A 21,382-nucleotide genomic window follows, 5' to 3' on the forward strand; every position below is an offset into this window, starting at 1 on the left:
CGGCCGCACCCTCAGGGACCGCGGCCCGGGCGAACGCATCCGGCCCGTGGCCGGGGGCGGCCGCGGCGGCCCGCCTCCGGCCGCGGGCACGGACAGGGCCACGGCCGCGGACCCGACCGCCGGAGCCGGGCTCACCCGGCGCGCCCCCGGAGGGAAGCGCCCACCAGGCCGCGAGGCCGATGATCACTCCGGTCAGGACGGTCGACGGGCCCCCGATGTCCGCGTAGAGGAAGTCGGTGAGCTGCCACACGAGCAGGCCGATCGCGACCAGTCCGCAGTCCCGCACCGAGGAGGCGCCCGACAGGCACCGCCGCAGGCCCGCCACCAGCAGGGCCAGCCAGCCGCCCGCCAGGGCGATGAGCCCGACGAGCCCCTGCTCGCTCAGCACCAGCAGGTACATGTTGTGCGGGGACAGGAGCGGCTGGCGGATGTAGCCCTGGCCCGCGCCCGCGGTGTCGCTGCCGGAGGACAACGCCAGCCCGGAGTGCGAGTCCCGGTTGGCCGGGAAGCCCTTGAGCCCCACGCCCACCGCCGGCCGCTCGCGCCACATCGATCCGGCCGCGGCCCACATCGTGTAGCGGTCGGTCACCGACTGGTCGGGGGCGTCGGAGACCTGCGTGATCGAGGTCAGCCGTTCCGCGACCATCGCGGAGCCGACGCCGAAGCCGCCCACGAGCACCACCCCGGCGGCGGCCAGCGCGAGGAGCACCTTCAGGGCCCGCCGGATCCCGGCCAGGGCCATCACCAGCCCGGCCGCGGCGAAGGTCGCGATCCAGGCGCCCCGGCTGAAGGACAGCACCAGCGGGAGCACCAGGACCAGCGCCGCCGCTCCCGAGGCCCGCCGGACCCGCGCCGGCAGCCCCGGCGCGAGCGCGCCGGCCGTCGCGACGACCAGGCCGTAGGCCACGACCGTGGCCATGCCCATGACGTCCCCGGGTCCGAAGGTGCCCACGGCGCGGATGTCCTCGCCCTGGTACGAGGCCCCGGTGTGGGTGGCGAACTGCACCACGCCCACCGCTCCCTGGACCAGCGCCAGCACCACGAAGCACCCCGCGGCCAGCCGGAACTCCGAGGCGCTGCGCACCAGCAGCACGATCGCCGCCGGGACCAGCACGAACACCTGGAGGTAGCGCACGAACCCGGGCAGGGCCGCGTACGGATCCCCCGCGGTCACCGTCGCGACGGCGAGCCCCACGGCCGGCAGGCCGAGGACGAACACCCCCAGCGGGCTCAGCGGCCGGACCCGGCCCCGCAGGGCCTGGATCCCGCAGACGAACACGAGCAGCAGCGAGGCGGCGTCGGCCGGACCGACCTTCCCCGAGGCGGTGGCGTCACCCGCCGGCACGGGGACCAGCAGGGCCAGTACGGTCGCGGCGAGCGGCAGCAGCGGCCAGTGCCGGCGCAGCAGATCGGCGGGGTCCGGGCAGGACCACGACGTCGGTGACGTCGGTGCGGCAAGGATCATGCTTTAGCTGCCCCCCAGCCGGAAGCGGAAGAAGGAGGCCGCGGTGCGGGCCAGGATCCACAGGTCCTGCCACAGCGACCAGGTGTCGATGTAGTGGTTGTCGAAGCGCGCCCGGTCCTCGATGGAGGTGTCCCCGCGCAGCCCGTTGATCTGGGCGAGGCCGGTGATGCCGACCGGCATCCGGTGCCGGGCCTCGTACCCGGGGTGCACGCTGCTGAACTTGGCCACGAAGAAGGGCCGTTCGGGGCGCGGGCCGACCAGGCTCATGTCACCCCGGACCACGTTCCACAGCTGCGGCAGCTCGTCCAGCGAGGACTTGCGCAGGAAGGAGCCGATCGGGCTCATCCGGCAGTCGCCGGCCACCGTCCAGCGGGTGGCGGACTCGTGCGCGTCGGCGCGCAGGGTGCGGAACTTCAGCAGGGTGAAGGGGCGTCCGTACAGGCCGACCCGCTCCTGCCGGAAGATCACCCCGGGTCCGTCGGAGACCCGTACGGCGAGCGCGCAGGCTCCCATCACGGGTGCGGCGGCGAGCAGCGCGATCGCGGCGAGCGAGGAGTCGATGACCCGCTTCGCGTACCGCTCGACCGGCCGGGCCGGACGCGGCAACAGCGGCTGGACGGCGTAGCCCCAGAGCTGGTCGGCGGGCTGCGCGACGCGCATCCCGGTGACCTTGGCGGTGCCCGCCGGGTCGGCGAGCCAGAGCCGGCAGCCGTGGTCGTGGAAGAGCCGGACCAGGGAGGCGGTGCGTTCGTCGGCCTCGGGCGGGCGGGTGAAGACGGCGTGACGGACGGAGTTCTGGATGACGGCCCGCCGGATGTCCTCGTGGGTGGCCAGTACGGGAACTCCCGCGGCCCCCTCCCCGTCGGGCCCGGTGTCCGCGAGCCCCACGGGGCGCAGCCCGTACTCGGGGCGCCCGTGCAGGGCGGCGGCGACCGCGCTCGCCCCGGCGCCGGGCCCGACGACCAGGGCGGAGGCGGGGCGGCGGGCGCGGGTGCGGCGGCGGAGCTGGTTGACGGCTCCGCGCCCCGCGCACGCCAGTACGACCTGGACGCAGACGGCGCCGAGCAGCACGCTCCAGCCCAGGGCTTCGCCCGGGGCGGCGGCGGCCAGCACGGCGGCGGCCGCGCACCACAGCGCGGCGGCCCGCCCGGCGAGCGCGGGCAGTTCGAGGAGGGCGGAGGGGGCGAGCCGCGGCCGGTACAGCCCGGCCTGCGCGTGCAGTGCCACCAGGGCCAGGGCGAGGGGAGCGGCCGCCCCGAGGGGCAGCTGCGCCCCGGGCAGCCCCGCCACCGTCGCCGCCACCGCGAACGCGTCGGCGGCCAGCAGCGGGGCGATCCCGTCCCGGCGGCGCACCCGCCCCGGCCGTACGGCGGCCCGGGCGCGGTCGGCCTTGGGTCCGCGCGGGGGGTGGATGGCGGTCACGGACCGGCGGACGGCGGTGATGCCGGCGCCGGCGGCGGTACTGGTGGCCGTACTGCTCGCGCCGGCCGTGCCGGCGGCGCTCACGGTCGTACCGGCGATGCCGTTGCTGCCGCCGCCCGGCCCTGTACCGCCCGGCCCGGTGTGCCGGGCGGGTGCGCTGTCCATCGTCATCGGCTGATGCGCTCCTGGTTCAAGGGCCGGGGCCTGCCCAGCAGTTCGTGATACAGACCGGTGACCGCGTCCGTGGTGCGCCGCACGTCGAATTCCATCCGCGCGTGCCGCTCCGCCTGCTCCCCGAGTGCGGCGAGCAGCCGCGGCTCGGCGAGCAGCCCGCCCAGGGCCTTGGCCAGCGCCGTCGGGTCCTCCGGTTCCACCAGGCACAGCCGTCCCTGGCCGGGCGGGAGGCTCTCCCTGGCACCGCTGACGTCGGAGACCAGAACCGGGCGGCCACAGGCCATGGCTTCGAGCGGGGCGAGCGCCATGCCTTCCCACCGCGACGGCAGTACAACGAGATCGGCGGCCCGAAGCCACGGCCGGATGTCGAAGGCGGCCCCCGCGAAGTGGACCGAGGGCGGGGCCCCGCGGCGCAGCCGTTCCATGTCGGGGCCGTCCCCGACGAGCACGAGACGGGCTCCGGGAACGGCTCCGAGCAGCTCCGGCCAGGCGCGCAGCAGGACGTCCTGCCCCTTCTGCTGGCAGAGCCGGCCGACGCAGACGGCGAGCGGCCCGTCCCCCTGGAAGGCGGCGGGCAGCGGGAGTTCGGCGCGGGCCCGGGCCTTGTCCTGGCCGGGGTCCGGGCCGCCGGGGCGGAAGTGGCGGAGGTCGACGCCGTTGCGGATCACCGACCAGCTGGCGGCGATCCCCTCGGACTCGCCGGTGCGGCGTTCGGCCTCGCTGACGCAGAGCACCCGGTCGGCCCAACGGGCCCCGAAGCGCTCCCAGCGCAGCGCGAGCGCGGCGGTGGCCCCGCCCACGGCGTCGAAGGACCAGGCGTGCGGCTGGAAGACGGTCGGGACGGCCCCGCGTACGGCGAGCCGCCCGGCGAGTCCGGCCTTGGCGCTGTGGGCGTGCAGGATGTCGGGCCGGACCCGGCCGATCAGGCCGCGCGCGCCGAGGACTTCGGCGGCGAGGCCCGGTCCGGGAGCCCGCCCGGCGCGCCAGGTGAGCACCTCGGCCCCGGCCTCGCGGGCCGCGTCCGCGAGCTGTCCGCCGCGCGGGCAGCCGACGTAGGTCCGCAGGCCGGCCGCGGACTGGGCGCGTACGAGGTCGACGACGACGCGGGCCACACCGCCCTCGACCGGCTGGACGAGGTGGAGGACGACCGGGGGCCGTGAAGGCGAGGGAGAGGGAGCTGGGGAGGGTGAGGGTGAGGGTGAGGAAGGCTGTTTCGGCACGTGGAGTGGTCTCCTGCGTTCAGCGGCGCGCGTCTGTCTGAACGAAGAGCACACCGAGGAAATGACCCTGGTTTTCGCCTGTGAACCCGAAGGTCAGGCTGCGGGCGCCACCGGACAGGGCGGGGCTCAGATCGAACACGTCCGCGTCATATCCGAGGTTATTCATATGTTCGGGCTGTCGCACGAACGAGCGATCTCCGAATTCCGTGATCGTGGAATTCATAACATCATTAAAAGGATTTTCTCCGTCACTGAGGCTGACCCGGCGCCCGCTGTCGGCGGTCACCGTGAGTGAATCCCCGAGCGTCCCGCGGTCGCCGTCGTACGCGACCACCCCGGCCCGCCCCTGCGCCCCGGGCGCCGCGTCCAGACCGGTGAGCTCCACCGTCTCGCCCGCCGCCTCGCCGGCCCCCGCGGCCAGCCCTTCGAAGCCGTCCCAGATCGAGACCCTGCGCACCGGCTCCTGCGGGTGCTCGTAGGCCACCACCAGCGTCCAGCCGCCCCAGGCACCCATGTCCGAGTGCCCCATGGCGATGTTCAGCTGGGCCACCGTCCACATCCCGGCGCCGCCCTTGCGGACCAGCGGGGTCACGTCGGCGGAGGCCTGGTAGGCATCGCCGGCCGCGTCGCTGCGGTGCCCGATCGCCGTGTCGGCCAGCACTTCCTTGTACGCGCCGCCCGGCTCGGCGACGAGCACCCGGCCGTTGTCCTCGGGCGGCTTCTGCTCGCCGACCCGCAGGTTCCCGCCCCAGTACAGCCGGGCGTACGAGACCTTCGCGCCGGCCGGGACCTTGAGCTCGGCCCGGGTGGAGTTGTAGGTGTCCGGGTCCTTGTCGACCTCGTCGTAGAACATCTCGTAGTCGCCGTTGGTCCCGGCCGCACCCTTGTTGACCGCGGCGCACGGCTCGGCCTGCTCGGACTCCACCCTGCGGCAGCCGATGGACGAGTTCGAGGCCCGGACCAGGCCGCCGTGCTGCACGGCCTGGTAACGCTGGGTGAACGGCACCCGGGGTGCCTCCTTGACCAGCGGATTCCGCGCGCCCGGCGGCGCGGCGGCGGCACTCGCGGCGGGGACGTTCACCGAAAGCGTGAGGCAGGACAGCAGACCGAGCGTGCCGAGGATTCTGCGGGAGGAACCCATGACCCTGTCTCCATTTTCGATCAAGGGGACAAAACAGGAGTGAACTTTGTCAGAAGTCAGGAGGGAAATCACGCCGGACTCGCTCATACGGCCTTTTGGGCGATAACACGCACCCTGGAGACGGGCGGGTCGTTATGGCTTGCACCATTGTTCGAACCGAAAGGAAAAGCCGAGATGAAGAAGAGGCTGGTGCGCGGCACCACCCTGGCGGTCGCGAGCACCGCGCTGCTGATGGGCGGCGCGGGCCTCGCCTCCGCGCACGGCGGCGACGGCGCGACGGCGAACGGCTTCACCGGCGAGTCCCCCGGTGTCCTGAGCGGCAACCTGCTCCAGGTCCCGGTCCACGTCCCGGTGAACGTCTGCGGCAACACGGTGAACGTGATCGCCCTGCTGAACCCCTCGTTCGGCAACACCTGCGTCAACGCCTGACGTCAACCGTGCCGCCCGAAACTTCGGCATCCGAGTGAAGACACGCAACCCAAACCGCGGTTGCGCCGTTGATCCGAGTGCTTGAGTACCGGGCAATCCTGCAAAAAAGGGACCATCATGATCAAGAAGTTTGCGGCCGGCGCAGCGGTTGCCGCCTCGTTCGTCGGTCTGGGTGCCGCCATGGCCCCGCAGGCCATGGCCATCGGCAACGACCACGGCATCAACACCGTGAACGGCAACGGGGCCTCGCAGATCTACGGCAACCAGGCCACCTACGGCAACATGAGCCCGCAGATGGCGCTGATCCAGGGCTCGTTCAACAAGCCCTGCATCGCCCTGCCCGCCAAGGCCAACGTCCAGTCCGTGCTGGCTCTGGTCAACGTCGGCGTCCAGGACATCCCCGTCCTGTCCAGCCCGCAGAACCAGCAGTGCACCGAGAACTCCACGCAGGCCAAGGGCGACGAGGCTCTCTCGCACATCCTCAGCAACATCCCGATCCTGTCCGGCAACGCCTCCCAGGGCAGCTGACAGCGCCGCGCCGGCTGACTCAGCACCGCGCCAGTGGGGCCGTCGCACCTTCGGGTCGCGGCGGCCCCGCCGCATGTCGGGAACCGAATAGGGACCGGTGAGAATCCGGCCACAATTCAGGACGCACGAGCATCTGAGTGAATTGGCCGGAGCCGCGCAAAAATCCCCGGTTTCTTTTCCCTGACCCACTCGTTGTTATTTCTGCAGCGGATAGACCTCTGCGGGAAGGAAACGAAAACAAATGACGTACAAGAAGGCAGTGGTGCTGGCCGCCGGCATTCTCATGGCCGCCGGTGCCGCCTCCCCCGCCATGGCCGACGCGGCGGCGGACGGCAAGGCCGTCGGTTCCCCGGGCGTCCTCTCCGGCAACGTGCTCCAGGTCCCGGTCCACGTCCCGGTCAACGTCTGCGGCAACACCGTCAACGTGATCGCGCTGCTGAACCCCGCGTTCGGCAACACCTGCGTCAACGCCTGACGAAGCGCCTGTGCCCGCAAGGGCAGACCTCCTCGGGGTGGCCTCGGAGTGCACGGCGGTGCACTCCGAGGCCACCTTCGATTCAGCACCGGCCGCAGGGCCGGTAGACAGGGAAGGACCCATGCGACAGGTACTGAGCCGACAGGTACTGGGCAAGGGGGTGCTCACCGCGGCCGCCGCGTCGAGTCTGCTGTCGATCGCGACCGGTGCGGCCTACGCGCAACCCGGGGCGATGGCCGAGGCCTCCCATTCACCGGGCGTGCTGGCCGGCAACAGCGTCTCGGTACCGATCACCTTCTCGCCGAACGTGTGCGGCAACACCGTGGACGCCGGGGCGGGCCTCAACCCCGCCATGGGCAACAACTGCGCCACCACGACCGGCTCCGACGCCGGGCACGACTACGAGCGCTACCTCAGCCCGCAGCAGGCCGAACAGGTCCGCCGCTACGTCGACCAGCGCGACCAGCGCGACCAGCACGAGGAGCGCGAGGAGCAGGGCGGCTACGGAGAGCGCGGACCCGAGCAGCAGGGCGGCCACGAGGAGCACGGCTCCGGGCAGCAGGGCGGCTACGGAGACTCCGGTGAGTCCGGTGAGTCCGGCGAGGAGGAGTGCGACGACCACCCCGCCCCGGAGCGCCCCGAGCCGCGGCCGCAGCACGAGCCGGCGCCGCACGCCGAGCAGCCCCCGGCCCCGGCCCCGCAGCACGCGCCGCCGGCGCCTCCCGCACCGCAGCCGCTGCCCGCGCCCGAGGCGGAGCACCCGGCGCCCGCGCCCGTGCCTGCGCCCGTGGAGCAGGCACCCGCGCCCCAGCCGGAGCCCGTACCGGAGCCGGTCGAGGAGGCCCCGCAGCCGCTTCCGGCGCCGGCCCCCGCGCCCGCGCCCGTAGTGGAGGAGGCTCCGCACACGCTCCCCGCTCCGGCGCCCGCGCCCGCTCCTGCTCCCGAAGAGCAGGCTCCCGCGCCGATGCCCCCGCACGGCAGCCAGGTCGTGGAGCACCCGGCGCCCGTAGTGCCCCCGGCCGACCAGCCGCCGGCGGCCCCCGCCGGTGACCTGCCCGTCGGGCTCCCCCCGGCACCGCTGCCCGCACCGGCACCGGCACCGGCGCCGGCCCCGGTTCCCGCGCCCGCACCGGCCCCCGCACCCGAGGCCGTTCCCGTCGCGGCGGCCCCCGCGCGTCAGGAGCTGGCGGCGACCGGCGCCGGAGCGCCCGCCGGCGCCGCGGCCCTGGCCTCGGCCCTCATCCTGGGCGGCGCCATTCTGTACCGCAGGTCCCGTAACGCCGCCTGACGCAATACCGGTAATCAGAAGAAATATCGGCCGGAGAGTCCCTTGTCGGATTCTCCGGCCGTTGCCGTGTTCGGTTCCGCGTTTCCGTGGCGCCGGGGAATCGTTAACCACGTCGAAAGTGGCGCGACGGTCCCCACCGGTCGCCACCGGTCACCCATGGAAAAGGATTTTGATAATGAAGCTCTCGAAGGTCGCCGCAGTCGTCGTCGGCTCCGTCGCCGCCCTCGGCGCCGCCTCTCCCGCCTTCGCCGCCACCGAGGCGCCGGCCGTCCCCATGAGCCTGACGAGCGGGCTGACGGCGGTCACCGACTCGGTGAACCCCGTATCTGCGGCGCTGCCGCAGACCGTGGGCAACGGACTGGCCGAGCAGGGCGAGAGCGTCGAGAAGGTCGTGACCACCGTCCAGAAGGTCAACCAGGTCAAGAACGACGCTCCGGCCGAGGTGATGAACCTCGCCAACGGGGCCACCCAGGCCTCTCCGCTGCTCGGCGGAGTGAAGCTCAACGGCGGCTCCAAGCACTGACGGTCCGGCCCGTTCTCCTGCCGACACGACTGTGGGCGCCACCGGCGAGGCCGGGGGCGCCCACAGTCATGTGATGCGTCGAACGTCAGTCGTTGACGCAGACGTTGCCGAACGCCGGGTTCAGCGCGCCGATCACGTTCACGGAGTTGCCGCAGACGTTGACCGGGATGTGGACCGGGACCTGCGCCAGGTTGCCCGAGAGGACACCGGGGGAACCCACGGCCGCACCCTCGGCCTTGGAGTCGGCCATTGCGGAGCCGGCGGCACCGGCCGCAGCGAGACCAGCGGTGGCCAGGACCAGGGCGGCCTTCTTGGCAGTGTTCATGGGAAGTGCACCTTCTCTTCGATGTTCTGCCCCGATTCCGAGGCTCACATCGAGCGAAACGGTCCACCTTCCCAGACGACACGGTTCCGCACGCGATCAGACCTGTTCAGCCCAATAGTCGTAACCGCGTGCGGATCCGTGTACGGATCCCGGTGCCTACGGAAGGAACTCCGCGAACGACGGGACCTTCGGGACGAGGCCCGTCGGCGTCCCGGGTACCGCCGGCGCGGCCGGCACCGAAACCGCGGGCGGGGCCGCGGGTTCGGAGACCGGGAGCGCCGGTACCTCGGGGATCGGGACGTCGGGAATCGGGACGTCGGGGATCGGGACGTCGGGAATCGGGACGTCGGGGATCTCCGGAACCGCCGGGACGGCCGGAACCGCCGGGAGCGCCGGGAGCGCCGGGAGCGCCGGGAGCTGCAGGTCCGGGAGCCCGGGGATGGCGGGGAGCTGCGGCAGGGACGGGAGCGCGGGCAGTTTGATCTCGGGGATCGTGATCCCCGGGAGCAGGGTGCCCAGGCTCTTGGTCAGGTCCTCCAGGATCTTGGAGACCGCGGCGAGGGCGTCTTCGACGGGACCCGCCGCCGCCACCCTCTCGTTGATCTCCTCCTGGGCCGCCGCCACACGGTTCGCGGCGGATCCGGCACCTTCCGCGGCGCCCGCGGGAGCTGCCGCGCCGGTGAGTATGACGACCGCCAGGGCCGACGGGACGAGGACGCGGATGCGGGAGGCCTTGGTGCGGTGCATGGGTGTTCCTTCTGGTGGTCGATCAGAAGCGGACCCGAGCGATCCGCCTCCTTACCCACCGTGCGAACAGGTTCTACGGAGCGCAACACGAGCGCGGGGGCCCATACCTCGCTGCGGGGTGCGTACGGGCTTCGCGCACGCGTCCGGGGGCGGCTCACCCCGCCCGGGGGAAACCTGCCCGCAGACAGGCCGTTTGAGTGAAGCAGCGGAACCAACCCTCCGCGAAGGCAGTTGATCAGGGCGCTCCACTAGCGGGCACTCGTGCGACAAAAGGATCAAAATGTTCAAGAAGATCATGACTGCTGCTGCGGTCACCGCCGCCGCCGTCGGCGCGGGCGCTGCTGCTGCCGCCCCCGCCATGGCGATCGGCAACGACAACGGGATCAACACCGTCAACGGGAACGGTGCCGTGCAGGCGTACGGCAACCAGAAGACCCACGGTGACATGAGCCCGCAGCTCGGCGTCGTCCAGGGCACCCTGAACAAGCCCTGCATCGGTCTGCCGGCCAAGGTCAACGCCCAGTCCCTGATCGCCGCACTCAACATCGGTGTCCAGGACATCAACGTCCTGTCCAACCCGCAGAACCAGCAGTGCACCGAGAACTCCACCCAGGCCAAGGGTGACGAGCCGCTCTCGCACATCCTCAGCAACATCCCGGTCCTCTCGGGCAACATCTCCCAGGGCAGCTGATCTCCGCTCCCGATCTACGGTCCGGGCCCCCGTGGTCCACATACACGGCGCCCGTGGAGCGATGCGTTCGAAGAACTGGTGTGAAGTGACGAGGGCCCCGGCAGCGTCCAGCTGCCGGGGCCCTCGCATGTCGTCCGGCGCCCTCAGCCGGTCCAGAAGTCCCACCACCGGGTCAGGATCAGCATCCCGATCACGCCGGTGTGCAGGACGGGCGGAACCCAGCCGAATTCGGCGAAGAAGTTCCGTACCGGCGCGGGTGCGGGGAGGATCCCCGTACGGACGGTGTGGGCGGTGACCGCCCAGAACATCAGCAGGGTGGCCAGCCAGGTCAGGCAGCACCACAGGCAGAGCGCGTTGATCTCGTAGAGCGACTGGACCATGAGCCAGGAGCAGAACCCGACGCCGAAGAGCATGCCGGCGTTCAGGCCGAGCCAGAACCAGCCGCGGTGGCGGGCCCCGGCCAGAAGGCCGGCGCCGACGCACACGACCGCCCCGTAGGCGACCAGCCCCAGCATCGGGTTCGGGAAGCCGAAGGCCGCCGCCTGCTCGCTCTTCATCACGCTGCCGCAGGAAACCACCGGATTGAGACTGCACGCGGGCTTGAAGTCCGGGTTCTCCAGCAGCAGGAACTTGTCCAGGGTGATGACCCAGGCGGCCAGCACTCCGGCGGCTCCGGTGAGCAGCAGCAGCCAGGCCAGCGCGCGGGGGGCTGCGATCGGTTCTGCGTCTTTGCGGCTGTGGGGCCGGGCCTGCTGGCGGGGGACGCCCACGGTATTTGTTGCCATACGGTCATGCTCCCGCCCTTGTGCCCGCTATCCGACCCAACCATGCTCATCGACATGGAGGTTGACCTGAAGGGGTGGCTGGAACCCCTGGTGCTTCCCGGACGTTTTACCGAACCCCGGACGTGATGTCAGACCCAGGGGCTACGTTGAGCTTCCGCGAAGTGACAAGCTGCGACGGCCTGGAGACCCACCTTGAGCGATCCACACGAGACAACCGAGGCGCACCTCGATCGACTCCTGGGCCGCGCCCTCAACTCCTTCGACCTGTCCGACGAGTTGATCGAGCGGTTGCGCACGGCACTCGCCCACAGGTCCTCGCTGCACACCACCCGCCGCAGCCCGTCGGCGGGACCGTGGCGGGAGATACACCGGCACGCCTACCTGCTGTCCGACGGCGACTCCGTGGTCCTGTGGGAGCTGGCACACCGTCAGGACGCCGACCTCTCGATACGGTACGAGGTCTTCGCGAGCAAGGCGGAGACCTGTCTCGCGGCGGCCCGGCTCTTCGGCGAGGTCCCCTCGCAGGTGGCGCGGGACCTCGTGGAGGTGACGGTGGAGGAAGAGCCGGACAGCGACATCGCCGTGCTGAGCGCGCTGTTCACCCATCCGACCCCGGCCCAGCGGCACCGCGAGTACGGGGTGGAGGAGTCCGCGGACCACGCCCGCCGGGTGCTGCGCCGCGCGGAGAACCCGGACCGGCCGGGCGAGCCGGTGGCCCTGCTGCTGCGGTCGGCCTACGCGCACCAGATCACGCAGGTGTTCGGCACCCGGCACTGCCTGGCGGACGGGCGGGACGCGGGCTTCAGCCTGTACGAGCACTCCTTCGTCCTGCTGGACGGGAGCGAGTTCAGCCTGTGGGAGGTCGAGCACACGGTGACGCCGGACGGCCGCCACATGTGCGAGGTCTACGAGACCGAAACGGCCGCGCGCGGAGCCATGGAGCTCCGCGCGCGGGTGAGGTGACGGGGACGGTCGACGTGCGTGACAGCGTCAAACTCGCGTCACGGGCGGGTATCCAGCCGATGGAGCAGTGAGCCGTCCGGTCCGTGGTGGTAGCGATCCACCAGGTCCGTTGCGGGGGAGCCGGCGGCTGCGCTGGTCGCGGTGGAACCAACTGCCGGTGTGGGGGCGTCGGACCAGAGAAACAAGCGATCACGCTTGGTTCGCGTTCCACCACTTAGCGCTAACAGCCGCCCTGGCCAAGGCCGGTGGACCGACCATGAATCCGAAAGCCATTCATGCAGGCCGGACACGACAAAGCCCCTGCCGCAGGCTTGCGGCAGGGGCGAAACACAAGGGAGTCATCGCGTGGGGTGGCCCCAGCGCCGGTAGTCGTCACACGTTTCGACCGCCGCCCCGGCGGGACGGTTCGCGATCCGCTCAGCGTCGTCACCGCAGGTCTTCCACGGCTGGAACCAGAACAGGAGTGCGCCGGCCAGAACGGCGGTCCCAACCAACACCCAGGCAACGGTACGACCCGACATGCCAGGCACCTTTCCTCAAAGCCGCGATAAGTTACATGGTCAGCGCGTCAGCGCGGTCGTTCCAGTCCCCGGTGCCCCAGCCCGGGTAGTCCTGCTGCCGCAGGTCACCATAGGCGCAGCCGAGGCAGATGATGATGGTCGGGTCGACCATGTTGTCCCGGTAGTCGATGAGCGTCATGCCACCGATCTGATCGTTGTTCGCCACCGATGTCGTCTGGTCGCGGAACCCGTACTGCCCAAGGGTCTTCGTGCCGTCCAGGTCCCACTGGAGCTTACGCCCGGCGTAGTTCAGGTCCGCGTACACGCACGTGAACCCCCACGCGCAGCCAGGCGACGCAGCCATCACGGAAGCCGACCGGCTCCACCAGAAAGCCGAGTGCCCCGCGGCGTGAGGTCACGGGGCGGGGCACCGGCGTGTTTGGGTGTTGCGGTCAGTTGGGCCGTTCGATGCCCAGGGTTTCTGGAGGCTCCGCCCCCTGGCCCCCGCTCCTCAAACGCCGGAGGGGCCTTCCGGCGAGGGCACTTCGGACAGAGGGAGGTCCAGGGGCAGGTCCTGGGTGACATGGACCGCGTCGGGCCGCAGGGCCGAGGGGGCCGGCATGGCGCTGCCGGGGAGCTGGACCGCGGCGGCGCCGTGGGCCAGGGCGGAGGCCAGGGCCGCGGGCCCCGTACCTCCCGCGATCAGGAAGCCGGCGAGGGAGGCGTCGCCCGCGCCGACGTTGCTGCGGACCGAGGAGACGGCCGCCGTGCCGTAGTAGGTGCCCTCCTCGGAGACCAGGAGCTGGCCGTCCGCGCCGAGGGAGGCCAGGACCGCGCCCGCGCCCAGCGAGCGCAGCTCCTCCGCGGCCTTGAGGACGTCTCCGAGGGTGGCCAGGGGCCGCCCCACCGCCGCCGCGAGCTCCGAGGCGTTCGGCTTGATCACGTCCGGGCGGGCCGGCAGCGCCGCGAGCAGCGCCGGGCCGGAGGTGTCCAGGGCGATGCGGGTGCCCGCGGCGTGGGCCCGGGTCACGATGTCGGCGTACCACTCGGGGGCGAGGCCCTGCGGGAGGCTGCCGCAGCAGGCGATCCAGTCGGCGCCGCCGGAGCAGGTGCGGACCGTTTCCAGGAGGAGCGCCGATTCCGCCGCGGTCAGTGCCGGGCCGGTGGCGTTGATCTTGGTGAGGGTGCCGTCCGGTTCGGCGAGGGAGATGTTGGAGCGGGTCTGGCCGGCGATGGAGACCGCCGTGACGTCCACGCCCTGGGCGCCGAGGAGTTCGGCGATCATCGTGCCCGGCGTGCCGCCGAGAGGCAGGACCGCCGTCGTACGGACGCCCGCGGCGGCCACCGCGCGGGAGACGTTGACGCCCTTGCCGCCGGGGTCGACCCGGTCGGCGGTGGCGCGCAGTACCTCACCGCGGTCCAGCGAGGGGACCTCGTAGGTCCGGTCGAGGGAGGGGTTGGGGGTGACGGTGAGGATCATACGAGCACAACTTCCGTACCGGCGGCCTCGATCGCCGCCTTCTCAGCGGGGTCGAGCCCCGGGTCCGTGATGAGGAGGTCGACGCCGGCGAAGGAGCCGAAGCGGGCGAAGTGTTCCCGGCCCGCCTTCGCGGAGTCGGCGAGGAGGACGACGCGGCGGGCGGCTGCCATCGCGGCCCGTTTGACGGCGGCCTCGGCGAGGTCGGGAGTGGTCAGGCCGCCCTCGGCCGTGAAGCCGTTCGTCGCGAGGAAGAGGACGTCCGCGCGGATCTCGGCGTAGGCGCGCAGGGCCCAGGCGTCGACCGCGGCGCGGGTGCGGTGGCGGACCCGGCCTCCGACGAGGTGGAGGTCGATCCCGGTGTGGTCGGCGAGCCGGGCGGCGACGGGCAACGCGTGGGTGACCACGGTCAGCGCGGTGTCGACGGGGATGGCGGCCGCGAGGCGGGCCACCGTACTGCCCGCGTCGAGGACGATGCTGCCGCCGTCGGGGAGTTCGGCGAGGGCGGCCGCCGCGATGCGGTCCTTCTCGTCGGCCGCGGTGGCCTCGCGCTCGGTGAGGTCCGGTTCGAAGTCGAGGCGGCCGGCCGGTATGGCACCGCCGTGCACCCGGCGGACGAGCCCGGCCCGGTCCAGGGCCTTGAGGTCGCGGCGCACGGTCTCGGCCGTGACCTGGAACTGGTCGGCCAGGGACAGGACGTCGACCCGGCCCGCCTCGCGTGCGAGGCGGAGGATCTCCTGCTGGCGCTCCGGTGCGTACATGTGGTTTCAGATCCGTTCGATGCCCGACTCTGTGGGTTCTTTGGACAGTACGCCCGTTGGCGTCTGAAAACAAAACAAACGGGCACGCCCGCCAACAGAAGCGGACATGCCCGTGAGGAGGGGGTGCGGAGGGTGCGGACTAGCCCGCGTGCTCCGCGCCGCCCTCGCGCTCGGCGATGGGGATGGCCTTGCGCGGCAGCATGAACATCACGGAGAAGATCAAGACCATGACGGCCACGACCCACCACATGGCGTTGTGGAACGCGTCGACGTACGGCGGCCCGAAGACCCGGTCGTCCTCGATGAAGCCGAAGTAGACGACGGAGGTCAGGCCGAGGCCCAGCGCGTTGCCCATCTGGCCGGTGGTGTTGATCAGCCCGGACGCCGAGCCGGCGTGCTCGCGCGGCACCTCGGAGAGCACGGTGTCGGTCAGCGGCGCGACGATCAGGCCCATGCCGATGCCCATGACGATCAGCGGGGCGGCCATCTGCCAGGAGGTGATGGTCATGCCGTAGCGGTCCGACTCCCAGATGTAGAGGAGTACGCCCGCGGCCATGGTCAGCGCGCCGGCCTGGAGCACCTTGCGGCCGAAGCGCGGTACGAGCTTCTGTACGGACACGCCCGCGGCGGCCGAGACGGCGATCGAGAACGGGATGCCCGTGGAGCCGGCCTTCAGGGCGCCCCAGCCGAGGCCCATCTGCATGTAGAGCGTCCACACGAGGAAGAAGATGCCGGTCGCGAGGCCGAAGGTCAGCTGGACGGCGATGCCGCCCGCGAAGCTCTTGACCTTGAAGAGGGAGAGCTCGACGAGCGGGGATCCGTCCTTGCGGATCTTGTACTTCTCGTAGGCGATGAAGGCGCCGAAGACCAGCGGCGAGGCGATCATGCAGACGAAGCCCCACAGGGGCCAGTCGTTCTCGCGGCCGTGGGTGAGCGGGAAGATCAGCATGACCAGGGCGAGGGTCGCGAGCACGACGCCCACCAGGTCCAGGCGCAGCGCCTTGGGGGCCTTGGACTCGGAGATGAACTTGCGGCCCAGGATCACGCCCGCGATGCCGACGGGCAGGTTGATCAGGAAGATCGGGCGCCATTCGAGACCGGCGATGTTCCACTCGGTGAGCAGTGCACCGAGCATCGGGCCCGAGACGGCGCCGAGGCCGATGATCGCGCCGAAGAGACCGAAGACCTTGCCGCGCTCGTGCGGCGGGAAGGTGACGTGGATGATCGCGAGCACCTGCGGGACCATCATGGCCGCCATGGCGCCCTGGAGGATGCGGGCGGCGACGAGCACGTCGGGGTTGGGGGCGAGGCCACAGAGCAGCGAGGCCGCGGTGAACCCGGATATGCCGATCAGGAAGAGGCGCTTGCGGCCGTAGATGTCACCGAGACGGCCGCCGGTGATCAGGCCGGCGGCGAAGGCGAGGGCGTAGCCGGCGGTGATCCACTGGATGGCGCTGGTGGAGGCGCCGAGGTCCTCGCGCATCCGGGGTATCGCGATGTTGACGATCGTGACGTCGACCAGGTCCATGAAGGCGGCGGTCATCACGATGGCGAGGGCGATCCAGCGGCGGCGGTCGGCCGGGGCCGCGGGCTCGCCGGTCGCGGCGGGCCCGCCGGATGCGTCGGCGTCGCCGGTCTTGCTGATCGAAGTGGTCTCTGCGGGAAGGTCGTTCCGCTCTTCTTGTACGGGCCCGTTCTTTCCTTCGGGCGATGACTGGGTCGTCTCGGTGCTCATGAGGAGAAACCTAGACGGCATATAGGTCAGTTGGTGTCCTATTTGGCTGGCAACCTTTGGGCCATGACCGATACCCCGGCCCGCCTCCTCTCCCTGCTCTCCCTGCTCCAGACCCCGCGCGAGTGGCCCGGGAGCGAGCTGGCCGAGCGGCTGCGGGTGAGCGCCCGTACGATCCGGCGCGACATCGACCGGCTGCGGGAGCTGGGGTATCCGGTGGAGGCCACGCTGGGCGCGGAGGGCGGCTACCGGCTGGTGGCGGGCGCCGCGATGCCGCCGCTCGTCCTGGACGACGAGGAGGCCGTCGCGATCGCGGTGGGGCTGCGGGCGGGGGCCGGGCACGCGATCGAGGGCGTGGAGGAGGCCTCCGTACGCGCCCTCGCGAAGCTGGAACAGGTACTGCCGGGGAGGCTGCGGCACCGGGTGGGCGCGCTGCAGTCGGCGACGGTCGCGGTGACGCGGGGCGACGGGGCGAGCGTGGATCCGCGGACGCTGACGGCGATCGCCTCGGCGGTGGCGGGGCCGGAGCGGCTGCGGTTCGCGTACCGGGCGCGGGACGGGGTGGCCTCGCGGCGGCTGGTGGAGCCGTACCGGCTGGTCAGCACCGGAAGCCGGTGGTACCTCGTGGCCTACGACATGGAGCGCGCTGACTGGAGGACCTTCAGGGTGGACCGGATGAGCGAGCCGTGCGCGACGGGGGCGCGGTTCGCTCCGCGGGAGCTGCCGATGGATGCGGAGGAGTTCGTGCGGCGGGGGCTGCGGGGCGGGGAGTCCGCGTCGTCCACGTACCGGGTCGACGTCACCTTCGCGGTGGCCGCGGGGTTGCCCGAGTGGGTGCGGGAGCATGTGGTTCCCGGGGCCGGGGGTGAGGTCGGGGGCGGCGCCGGGGTGCGGGTGCGGTTCGAGTCGGCGGACTCGCCGGAGTGGCTGGTGGCGCGGATGGCGCTGGCCGGGGTGCCGTTCACCGTGCACGGGCCGGAGGTTCTGGTGGAGGCCGCGCGGGCGCTGGGGGCGCGGCTGGCGGAGGCGGCGGGGGCGTAGCCCCTGGCGGGCAGCCCTGCGGGGGCCGCCCCCTACCCGCCCTTCCACCGTTCCCCGGGCTCTGCCCGGACCCGGTCCTCAAGCGCCGGACGGGCTGGAAGAGGGGTACCGGGCTGCGCCCGGACCCCCTGGGGCTCCGCCCCAGACCCCGCTCCTCAAACGCCGGACGGCTGAAAGATCGAACCCCGGCGGGGCTGGACGGGCAAAGGGGAGCCCCCGGCGCCTGGGGGGGATAGGCGCCGGGGGCTCGTATGGGGGGCTTCGTCTGGGGGCCGGTCAGGCCACCGCGTCGAAGCCGGTGTCGCGGGCCATCTTCTTCAGTTCGAGCAGCGCGTGCTTCTCGATCTGACGGATCCGCTCGCGGGTCAGGCCGTGCTGCTTGCCCACTTCGGTCAGCGTACGCTCTCGACCGTCCTCAATGCCGTAACGCATCTTGATGATCGACGCGGTTCGCTGGTCCAGCTTGCCCAGCAGGTCCTCCAGCTCCTCGCTGCGCAGCAGGGAGAGGACGGACTGCTCGGGGGAAATCGCCGAGGTGTCTTCCAGCAGGTCGCCGAACTGCGTGTCGCCGTCCTCGTCCACGCCCATGTTCAGGCTGACCGGGTCGCGCGCCCAGTCCAGGACGTCGCCGACGCGCTTCTCCGTCGTGTCCAGCTCGGCGGCGATCTCCGCGTGCTCCGGATCCCGGCCGTTCTCGCGGTTGAACTCGCGCTGGACCCGGCGGATCCGGCCGAGCTCCTCGACCAGGTGGACGGGCAGGCGGATGGTGCGGGACTGGTCGGCGATGGAGCGGGTGATCGCCTGGCGGATCCACCACGTGGCGTACGTGGAGAACTTGAAGCCCTTGGCGTAGTCGAACTTCTCCACCGCGCGGACCAGGCCGGCGTTGCCCTCCTGGATGAGGTCGAGGAGCGGCAGCCCGCTGCGCGGGTAGCGACGGGCCACGGCGACGACCAGGCGGAGGTTGGACCGGATGAAGACTTCCTTGGCGCGCTCACCTTCGGCGGCCAGGAATTCGAGCTCCTCCCGGGAGGGCTTCTTGCCCTTGCGCTCTATCGCGCCGTCGAGGATCTGCTGGGCGTACACGCCCGCCTCGATGATCTGCGAGAGCTCCACTTCCTTGGCCGCGTCGAGCAGCGGGGTACGCGCGATCTCGTCCAGGTACATGCCGACCAGGTCGCGGTCTGCGATCTCCCCGCTCACAGCGCGAGCGCTGCTCGCGGATTGACGACGGGCGACGGCGCGGGTTGCCATGCGTGCTCCCTTGCGATGAGTTCGGTCGCTGTGGTGCGGTGGTTCGGCTGCGCTGGTTCGGCTGCCCGGACACTCTCCCGAGTGCCCGCTTCCGAAGGAAACAACGACTGGAATCGGGACAGAATTCCCACGTTGCTCCCTGTTTTTCGAGATCTTGCAGTATCCTGCCCCGCCGCCCCCTGGTACGGGAGGATCGGCGGCGCCACCGGAGCTCGAAGAGGCGCAGGTCAGGGCGGGGGTGCCGGCCCGTTTCGGATGCCCGGCGGGCCCGTGCGGTCAGCGCCCGGTGAGACCACCGTCACACTTGACACGGGCGTTTTCGCCCCTGGAACAGCGCCGTCCCAGGCTGCACTCCCACCCCAAGAGACGAGCCTCGGCGGCGTCCGGTTGCCTCGACGAACGATGACCTACCCGTCCGAGTGAAGGCACGGCATATTCCTGCGGCATGAGCGGTCGCTCCCCGAGCGTCGGAGAGTCGCTTGTGCCCTCCGGCCGGCGGCGCCCACACTCAGAGGAGGTGCTGCACATGACCGCTCTCGCCCACGAGACGCTGGAGGCCGTAATGCCGAAGGTCGCGACCCCTCCGTCGGACCTTGACGACGTCCTGTGGCAGGCATGGAAAGCCATGGAACTCCCCGAGGGCTACCACGCCGAGATCGTCGAGGGGTTCATCGAGGTGTCACCCACGGGTCGCTACTCGCACGGCCGTACGGTCAATCGCTTGAGGGATCAACTCGTCGTATTCCTCGCCGGCGGCGAGTTCGCCGCTCGCCAGGACATGAACGTCATCCACAAACGCAAGGTGTGGATCCCCGATCTGTTCGTCGCACTGGAGGACACCGAGGAGCACGTCACCGAGGACGGTCTCGGGGTCGACGCCTCCGCAGTAAAGCTGATCGTTGAAGTCGTCTCCCCCGGAAGCGACAACATCACGCGCGACCGGACACGCAAGCGCCGCGACTACGCCCGGGCGGCCGTTCCCGTGTACGTCCTGATCGACGACTTCGACGACGGTGGCACCGTCACCGTGCTTACCTCACCCAACCCCGATAAAGCCGTCTACGAGGACGAGGCGCGGACGGCATACAGGACCCCGGTCGCGATTGCGTCCGGTCCCGCCAAGGGGTTCACCATCGGGCAGGACGTCACCGGTCCGGTCCGGGGTGGCGGGTAGCGACGTGCGGGCAGGCGCGGCAGGCAGGTGGGCCCGACTGGGTCCACCACTTGCAGCGAAGCCGGAGGTGGCACGGCGGGAGCGGGGCCGCGGGGATCGCGGACGCCGTCAGGCGGGTGGCCAGGGTGCAGGTGTCGCCCGCGCGGTTGAGGCAGTGCGGGACGCAGTGGGAGGCCAGGCGCAGCAGGCGGCGCGGTTCCACCCCGTCGGCGAGCTCGGCCAGGGCCTCGGCCGCCGGGCGGGGTGCGGGGAGGTAGGCCGGGGGGCCGTCCAGGCCCGCGCGGACGCCGAGGACCAGCGACTCCGGCGCGTACGCCGAGCCGCTGGGGCACCAGAGCTGCTCGGGGTCAGCCAAATTGCAGGGACCGCTTCGAGAGGCCCATCCAGAAGCCCGAGACGGGGGTGGTGGGGGTGGCGAGGTCGGACTGCGCGGCGCCCAGGGTGACGAAGAGCGGGGCGAAGTGTTCCGTACGGGGGTGGGCCAGGCGGCCTGCCGGGGACTTGGCTTCGAAGTCCAGCAGGGCGTCGATGTCGGAGGCGGCCAGTGCCTCGTGGCCCCAGGCGTCGAATTCGGCGGACCACGACGGGACGCCGGGGCCGGTGTGGCGCAGGGCGGCCAGGTTGTGGGTGAAGAAGCCGCTGCCGACGATGAGGACGCCTTCGTCGCGCAGGGGGGCCAGTTTGCGGCCGATCTCCATCAGGCGGCGCGGATCGAGGGTCGGCATGGATATCTGGAGCACCGGTATGTCGGCCCCGGGGAACATCTCCACCAGCGGGACGTACGCGCCGTGGTCCAGGCCGCGGTCGGGGATGTCCTGGACGGGGGTGCCGGGGGCCTTGAGGAGCTTGCGTACCGCCGCGGCCAGCTCGGGGGCGCCCGGGGCGTCGTAGCGGACCTGGTAGTAGTGCTCGGGGAAGCCCCAGAAGTCGTAGACCAGCGGGACCGGCTCGGTGGCTCCGAGGGCGAGCGGGGCCTCCTCCCAGTGGGCGGAGACCATCAGGATCGCGCGGGGGCGGGGGAGGTCCGCGGACCAGGCGGCCAGTTCGCCGGGCCAGAGCGGGTCGTCCGCGAGGGGCGGGGCTCCGTGGCTCAGGTACAGCGCCGGCATCCGGGTGGGGGTCAGGGCTTCGGGCGTCGGCATCGGGAGCTCCAGGAATCGTCGCGGCGGGGCGCCACGAACAGACTAACCCCGCATCGTTCAAATTTGAACGATGCGGGGTCATCAGTCATTCCCGTACCGGGGAGCGGAAGCCCGACCCCGCTTGC

At 71.6% G+C, this 21,382-nt stretch carries 23 protein-coding genes; 9 read left to right on the forward strand and 14 right to left on the reverse strand.

Annotation, left to right across the window (positions count from 1 at the left end; all coding sequences use genetic code 11):
- The 4 genes from ACFWBW_RS19900 to ACFWBW_RS19915 form a co-directional block, all read right to left on the reverse strand.
- Nucleotides 1-1,465 (reverse strand): O-antigen ligase family protein (locus tag ACFWBW_RS19900; protein ID WP_385374193.1); only part of this gene is annotated, 1,465 nt, incomplete at its 3' end.
- Nucleotides 1,466-1,468: 3 nt separating this feature from the next.
- Nucleotides 1,469-3,052 carry an exopolysaccharide biosynthesis polyprenyl glycosylphosphotransferase gene (locus ACFWBW_RS19905; protein ID WP_385374374.1) on the reverse strand — a complete coding sequence of 528 codons (1,584 nt, stop codon included), beginning with the start codon at nucleotides 3,050-3,052 and terminating at the stop codon, nucleotides 1,469-1,471.
- A gap of 2 nt (nucleotides 3,053-3,054) precedes the next feature.
- Nucleotides 3,055-4,173: a glycosyltransferase gene (locus tag ACFWBW_RS19910; protein WP_385374195.1), complete on the reverse strand. Its 1,119-nt coding sequence runs from the start codon at nucleotides 4,171-4,173 to the stop codon at nucleotides 3,055-3,057.
- A 127-nt stretch (nucleotides 4,174-4,300) separates the two neighbouring features.
- Nucleotides 4,301-5,422: a DUF3344 domain-containing protein gene (locus ACFWBW_RS19915; protein WP_385374197.1), complete on the reverse strand. Its 1,122-nt coding sequence runs from the start codon at nucleotides 5,420-5,422 to the stop codon at nucleotides 4,301-4,303.
- A 174-nt stretch (nucleotides 5,423-5,596) separates the two neighbouring features.
- Here ACFWBW_RS19915 and ACFWBW_RS19920 point away from each other — a divergent pair, with 174 nt between their 5' ends.
- The 5 genes from ACFWBW_RS19920 to ACFWBW_RS19940 all read left to right on the forward strand — a co-directional run bounded on the left by ACFWBW_RS19920 (nucleotide 5,597) and on the right by ACFWBW_RS19940 (nucleotide 8,665).
- Complete coding sequence (locus ACFWBW_RS19920) at nucleotides 5,597-5,851, forward strand: chaplin (protein WP_327253214.1); 255 nt, start codon at nucleotides 5,597-5,599, stop codon at nucleotides 5,849-5,851.
- A gap of 117 nt (nucleotides 5,852-5,968) precedes the next feature.
- On the forward strand, nucleotides 5,969-6,379 hold the full coding sequence (locus ACFWBW_RS19925; RefSeq protein ID WP_385374199.1) for a rodlin: 411 nt from the start codon (nucleotides 5,969-5,971) through the stop codon (nucleotides 6,377-6,379).
- Nucleotides 6,380-6,620: 241 nt separating this feature from the next.
- A complete protein-coding gene (locus tag ACFWBW_RS19930; protein ID WP_385374200.1) occupies nucleotides 6,621-6,854 on the forward strand; it encodes a chaplin in 234 nt (77 codons plus the stop codon).
- Nucleotides 6,855-6,975: 121 nt separating this feature from the next.
- Nucleotides 6,976-8,142 carry a chaplin gene (locus ACFWBW_RS19935; protein WP_385374202.1) on the forward strand — a complete coding sequence of 389 codons (1,167 nt, stop codon included), beginning with the start codon at nucleotides 6,976-6,978 and terminating at the stop codon, nucleotides 8,140-8,142.
- A gap of 175 nt (nucleotides 8,143-8,317) precedes the next feature.
- Nucleotides 8,318-8,665, forward strand: coding sequence for a hypothetical protein (locus ACFWBW_RS19940; RefSeq protein ID WP_385374203.1), 348 nt, complete (start codon nucleotides 8,318-8,320; stop codon nucleotides 8,663-8,665).
- Between the two features lie 85 nt (nucleotides 8,666-8,750).
- Here ACFWBW_RS19940 and ACFWBW_RS19945 read toward each other — a convergent pair whose 3' ends face one another.
- Both ACFWBW_RS19945 and ACFWBW_RS19950 read right to left on the reverse strand, forming a co-directional pair.
- The gene (locus ACFWBW_RS19945; RefSeq protein ID WP_385374205.1) at nucleotides 8,751-8,990 is read right to left on the reverse strand and encodes a chaplin; all 240 of its coding nucleotides are present in this window, start codon (nucleotides 8,988-8,990) and stop codon (nucleotides 8,751-8,753) included.
- A 156-nt stretch (nucleotides 8,991-9,146) separates the two neighbouring features.
- Nucleotides 9,147-9,737 (reverse strand): hypothetical protein, encoded by a 591-nt coding sequence (locus ACFWBW_RS19950; protein WP_385374207.1) that lies wholly within the window; start codon nucleotides 9,735-9,737, stop codon nucleotides 9,147-9,149.
- Nucleotides 9,738-10,017: 280 nt separating this feature from the next.
- On the opposite strand from ACFWBW_RS19950, the gene ACFWBW_RS19955 reads away from it, so the two are divergent.
- On the forward strand, nucleotides 10,018-10,428 hold the full coding sequence (locus ACFWBW_RS19955; RefSeq protein WP_385374209.1) for a rodlin: 411 nt from the start codon (nucleotides 10,018-10,020) through the stop codon (nucleotides 10,426-10,428).
- Between the two features lie 143 nt (nucleotides 10,429-10,571).
- On the opposite strand, the gene ACFWBW_RS19960 is transcribed toward ACFWBW_RS19955, so the two are convergent.
- A complete protein-coding gene (locus ACFWBW_RS19960; RefSeq protein ID WP_385374211.1) occupies nucleotides 10,572-11,213 on the reverse strand; it encodes a vitamin K epoxide reductase family protein in 642 nt (213 codons plus the stop codon).
- 192 nt (nucleotides 11,214-11,405) lie between these two features.
- Here ACFWBW_RS19960 and ACFWBW_RS19965 point away from each other — a divergent pair, with 192 nt between their 5' ends.
- The gene (locus ACFWBW_RS19965; protein ID WP_385374212.1) at nucleotides 11,406-12,176 is read left to right on the forward strand and encodes a DUF6227 family protein; all 771 of its coding nucleotides are present in this window, start codon (nucleotides 11,406-11,408) and stop codon (nucleotides 12,174-12,176) included.
- A 552-nt stretch (nucleotides 12,177-12,728) separates the two neighbouring features.
- Here ACFWBW_RS19965 and ACFWBW_RS19970 read toward each other — a convergent pair.
- The 4 genes from ACFWBW_RS19970 to ACFWBW_RS19985 all read right to left on the reverse strand — a co-directional run bounded on the left by ACFWBW_RS19970 (nucleotide 12,729) and on the right by ACFWBW_RS19985 (nucleotide 16,649).
- Nucleotides 12,729-13,040 (reverse strand): peptidase inhibitor family I36 protein, encoded by a 312-nt coding sequence (locus ACFWBW_RS19970; protein WP_385374214.1) that lies wholly within the window; start codon nucleotides 13,038-13,040, stop codon nucleotides 12,729-12,731.
- Between the two features lie 147 nt (nucleotides 13,041-13,187).
- A complete protein-coding gene (gene pfkB / locus ACFWBW_RS19975) occupies nucleotides 13,188-14,156 on the reverse strand; it encodes a 1-phosphofructokinase (RefSeq protein WP_385374216.1) in 969 nt (322 codons plus the stop codon).
- Nucleotides 14,153-14,914: a DeoR/GlpR family DNA-binding transcription regulator gene (locus tag ACFWBW_RS19980; RefSeq protein WP_385374218.1), complete on the reverse strand. Its 762-nt coding sequence runs from the start codon at nucleotides 14,912-14,914 to the stop codon at nucleotides 14,153-14,155. Before ACFWBW_RS19980 ends, pfkB begins: the two co-directional genes overlap by 4 nt.
- Before the next feature lie 139 nt (nucleotides 14,915-15,053).
- Nucleotides 15,054-16,649 (reverse strand): MFS transporter, encoded by a 1,596-nt coding sequence (locus ACFWBW_RS19985; protein ID WP_385374219.1) that lies wholly within the window; start codon nucleotides 16,647-16,649, stop codon nucleotides 15,054-15,056.
- Between the two features lie 63 nt (nucleotides 16,650-16,712).
- On the opposite strand from ACFWBW_RS19985, the gene ACFWBW_RS19990 reads away from it, so the two are divergent.
- Complete coding sequence (locus ACFWBW_RS19990; protein ID WP_385374221.1) at nucleotides 16,713-17,687, forward strand: helix-turn-helix transcriptional regulator; 975 nt, start codon at nucleotides 16,713-16,715, stop codon at nucleotides 17,685-17,687.
- A 276-nt stretch (nucleotides 17,688-17,963) separates the two neighbouring features.
- Here the strand turns inward: ACFWBW_RS19990 and ACFWBW_RS19995 are convergent, their stop codons facing one another.
- A complete protein-coding gene (locus ACFWBW_RS19995; RefSeq protein WP_385374223.1) occupies nucleotides 17,964-18,941 on the reverse strand; it encodes an RNA polymerase sigma factor RpoD/SigA in 978 nt (325 codons plus the stop codon).
- A 526-nt stretch (nucleotides 18,942-19,467) separates the two neighbouring features.
- Here ACFWBW_RS19995 and ACFWBW_RS20000 point away from each other — a divergent pair.
- Nucleotides 19,468-20,115: a Uma2 family endonuclease gene (locus ACFWBW_RS20000; RefSeq protein WP_385374225.1), complete on the forward strand. Its 648-nt coding sequence runs from the start codon at nucleotides 19,468-19,470 to the stop codon at nucleotides 20,113-20,115.
- Here ACFWBW_RS20000 and ACFWBW_RS20005 read toward each other — a convergent pair.
- Nucleotides 20,087-20,470, reverse strand: coding sequence for a hypothetical protein (locus ACFWBW_RS20005; protein ID WP_385374227.1), 384 nt, complete (start codon nucleotides 20,468-20,470; stop codon nucleotides 20,087-20,089). The genes ACFWBW_RS20000 and ACFWBW_RS20005 overlap by 29 nt on opposite strands.
- Nucleotides 20,463-21,257 (reverse strand): dioxygenase, encoded by a 795-nt coding sequence (locus ACFWBW_RS20010; RefSeq protein WP_385374229.1) that lies wholly within the window; start codon nucleotides 21,255-21,257, stop codon nucleotides 20,463-20,465. Before ACFWBW_RS20010 ends, ACFWBW_RS20005 begins: the two co-directional genes overlap by 8 nt.
- Between the last annotated feature and the right edge of the window lie 125 nt (nucleotides 21,258-21,382).

The sequence above is a fragment of the Streptomyces sp. NPDC059957 genome, assembly GCF_042730015.1.
Lineage (GTDB): Bacteria > Actinomycetota > Actinomycetes > Streptomycetales > Streptomycetaceae > Streptomyces.

What these genes read in the sequence shown, in the direction of transcription:
- ACFWBW_RS19905 (WP_385374374.1), bottom strand. Translation starts at nt 3,052, where the DNA reads ATGGACAGCGCACCCGCCCGGCACACCGGGCCGGGCGGTACAGGGCCG.
- ACFWBW_RS19915 (WP_385374197.1), bottom strand. Translation starts at nt 5,422, where the DNA reads ATGGGTTCCTCCCGCAGAATCCTCGGCACGCTCGGTCTGCTGTCCTGC.
- ACFWBW_RS19920 (WP_327253214.1), top strand. Translation starts at nt 5,597, where the DNA reads ATGAAGAAGAGGCTGGTGCGCGGCACCACCCTGGCGGTCGCGAGCACC.
- ACFWBW_RS19925 (WP_385374199.1), top strand. Translation starts at nt 5,969, where the DNA reads ATGATCAAGAAGTTTGCGGCCGGCGCAGCGGTTGCCGCCTCGTTCGTC.
- ACFWBW_RS19930 (WP_385374200.1), top strand. Translation starts at nt 6,621, where the DNA reads ATGACGTACAAGAAGGCAGTGGTGCTGGCCGCCGGCATTCTCATGGCC.
- ACFWBW_RS19935 (WP_385374202.1), top strand. Translation starts at nt 6,976, where the DNA reads ATGCGACAGGTACTGAGCCGACAGGTACTGGGCAAGGGGGTGCTCACC.
- ACFWBW_RS19940 (WP_385374203.1), top strand. Translation starts at nt 8,318, where the DNA reads ATGAAGCTCTCGAAGGTCGCCGCAGTCGTCGTCGGCTCCGTCGCCGCC.
- ACFWBW_RS19945 (WP_385374205.1), bottom strand. Translation starts at nt 8,990, where the DNA reads ATGAACACTGCCAAGAAGGCCGCCCTGGTCCTGGCCACCGCTGGTCTC.
- ACFWBW_RS19950 (WP_385374207.1), bottom strand. Translation starts at nt 9,737, where the DNA reads ATGCACCGCACCAAGGCCTCCCGCATCCGCGTCCTCGTCCCGTCGGCC.
- ACFWBW_RS19955 (WP_385374209.1), top strand. Translation starts at nt 10,018, where the DNA reads ATGTTCAAGAAGATCATGACTGCTGCTGCGGTCACCGCCGCCGCCGTC.
- ACFWBW_RS19960 (WP_385374211.1), bottom strand. Translation starts at nt 11,213, where the DNA reads ATGGCAACAAATACCGTGGGCGTCCCCCGCCAGCAGGCCCGGCCCCAC.
- ACFWBW_RS19970 (WP_385374214.1), bottom strand. Translation starts at nt 13,040, where the DNA reads ATGGCTGCGTCGCCTGGCTGCGCGTGGGGGTTCACGTGCGTGTACGCG.
- pfkB (WP_385374216.1), bottom strand. Translation starts at nt 14,156, where the DNA reads ATGATCCTCACCGTCACCCCCAACCCCTCCCTCGACCGGACCTACGAG.
- ACFWBW_RS19980 (WP_385374218.1), bottom strand. Translation starts at nt 14,914, where the DNA reads ATGTACGCACCGGAGCGCCAGCAGGAGATCCTCCGCCTCGCACGCGAG.
- ACFWBW_RS19985 (WP_385374219.1), bottom strand. Translation starts at nt 16,649, where the DNA reads ATGAGCACCGAGACGACCCAGTCATCGCCCGAAGGAAAGAACGGGCCC.
- ACFWBW_RS19990 (WP_385374221.1), top strand. Translation starts at nt 16,713, where the DNA reads ATGACCGATACCCCGGCCCGCCTCCTCTCCCTGCTCTCCCTGCTCCAG.
- ACFWBW_RS19995 (WP_385374223.1), bottom strand. Translation starts at nt 18,941, where the DNA reads ATGGCAACCCGCGCCGTCGCCCGTCGTCAATCCGCGAGCAGCGCTCGC.
- ACFWBW_RS20000 (WP_385374225.1), top strand. Translation starts at nt 19,468, where the DNA reads ATGACCGCTCTCGCCCACGAGACGCTGGAGGCCGTAATGCCGAAGGTC.
- ACFWBW_RS20010 (WP_385374229.1), bottom strand. Translation starts at nt 21,257, where the DNA reads ATGCCGACGCCCGAAGCCCTGACCCCCACCCGGATGCCGGCGCTGTAC.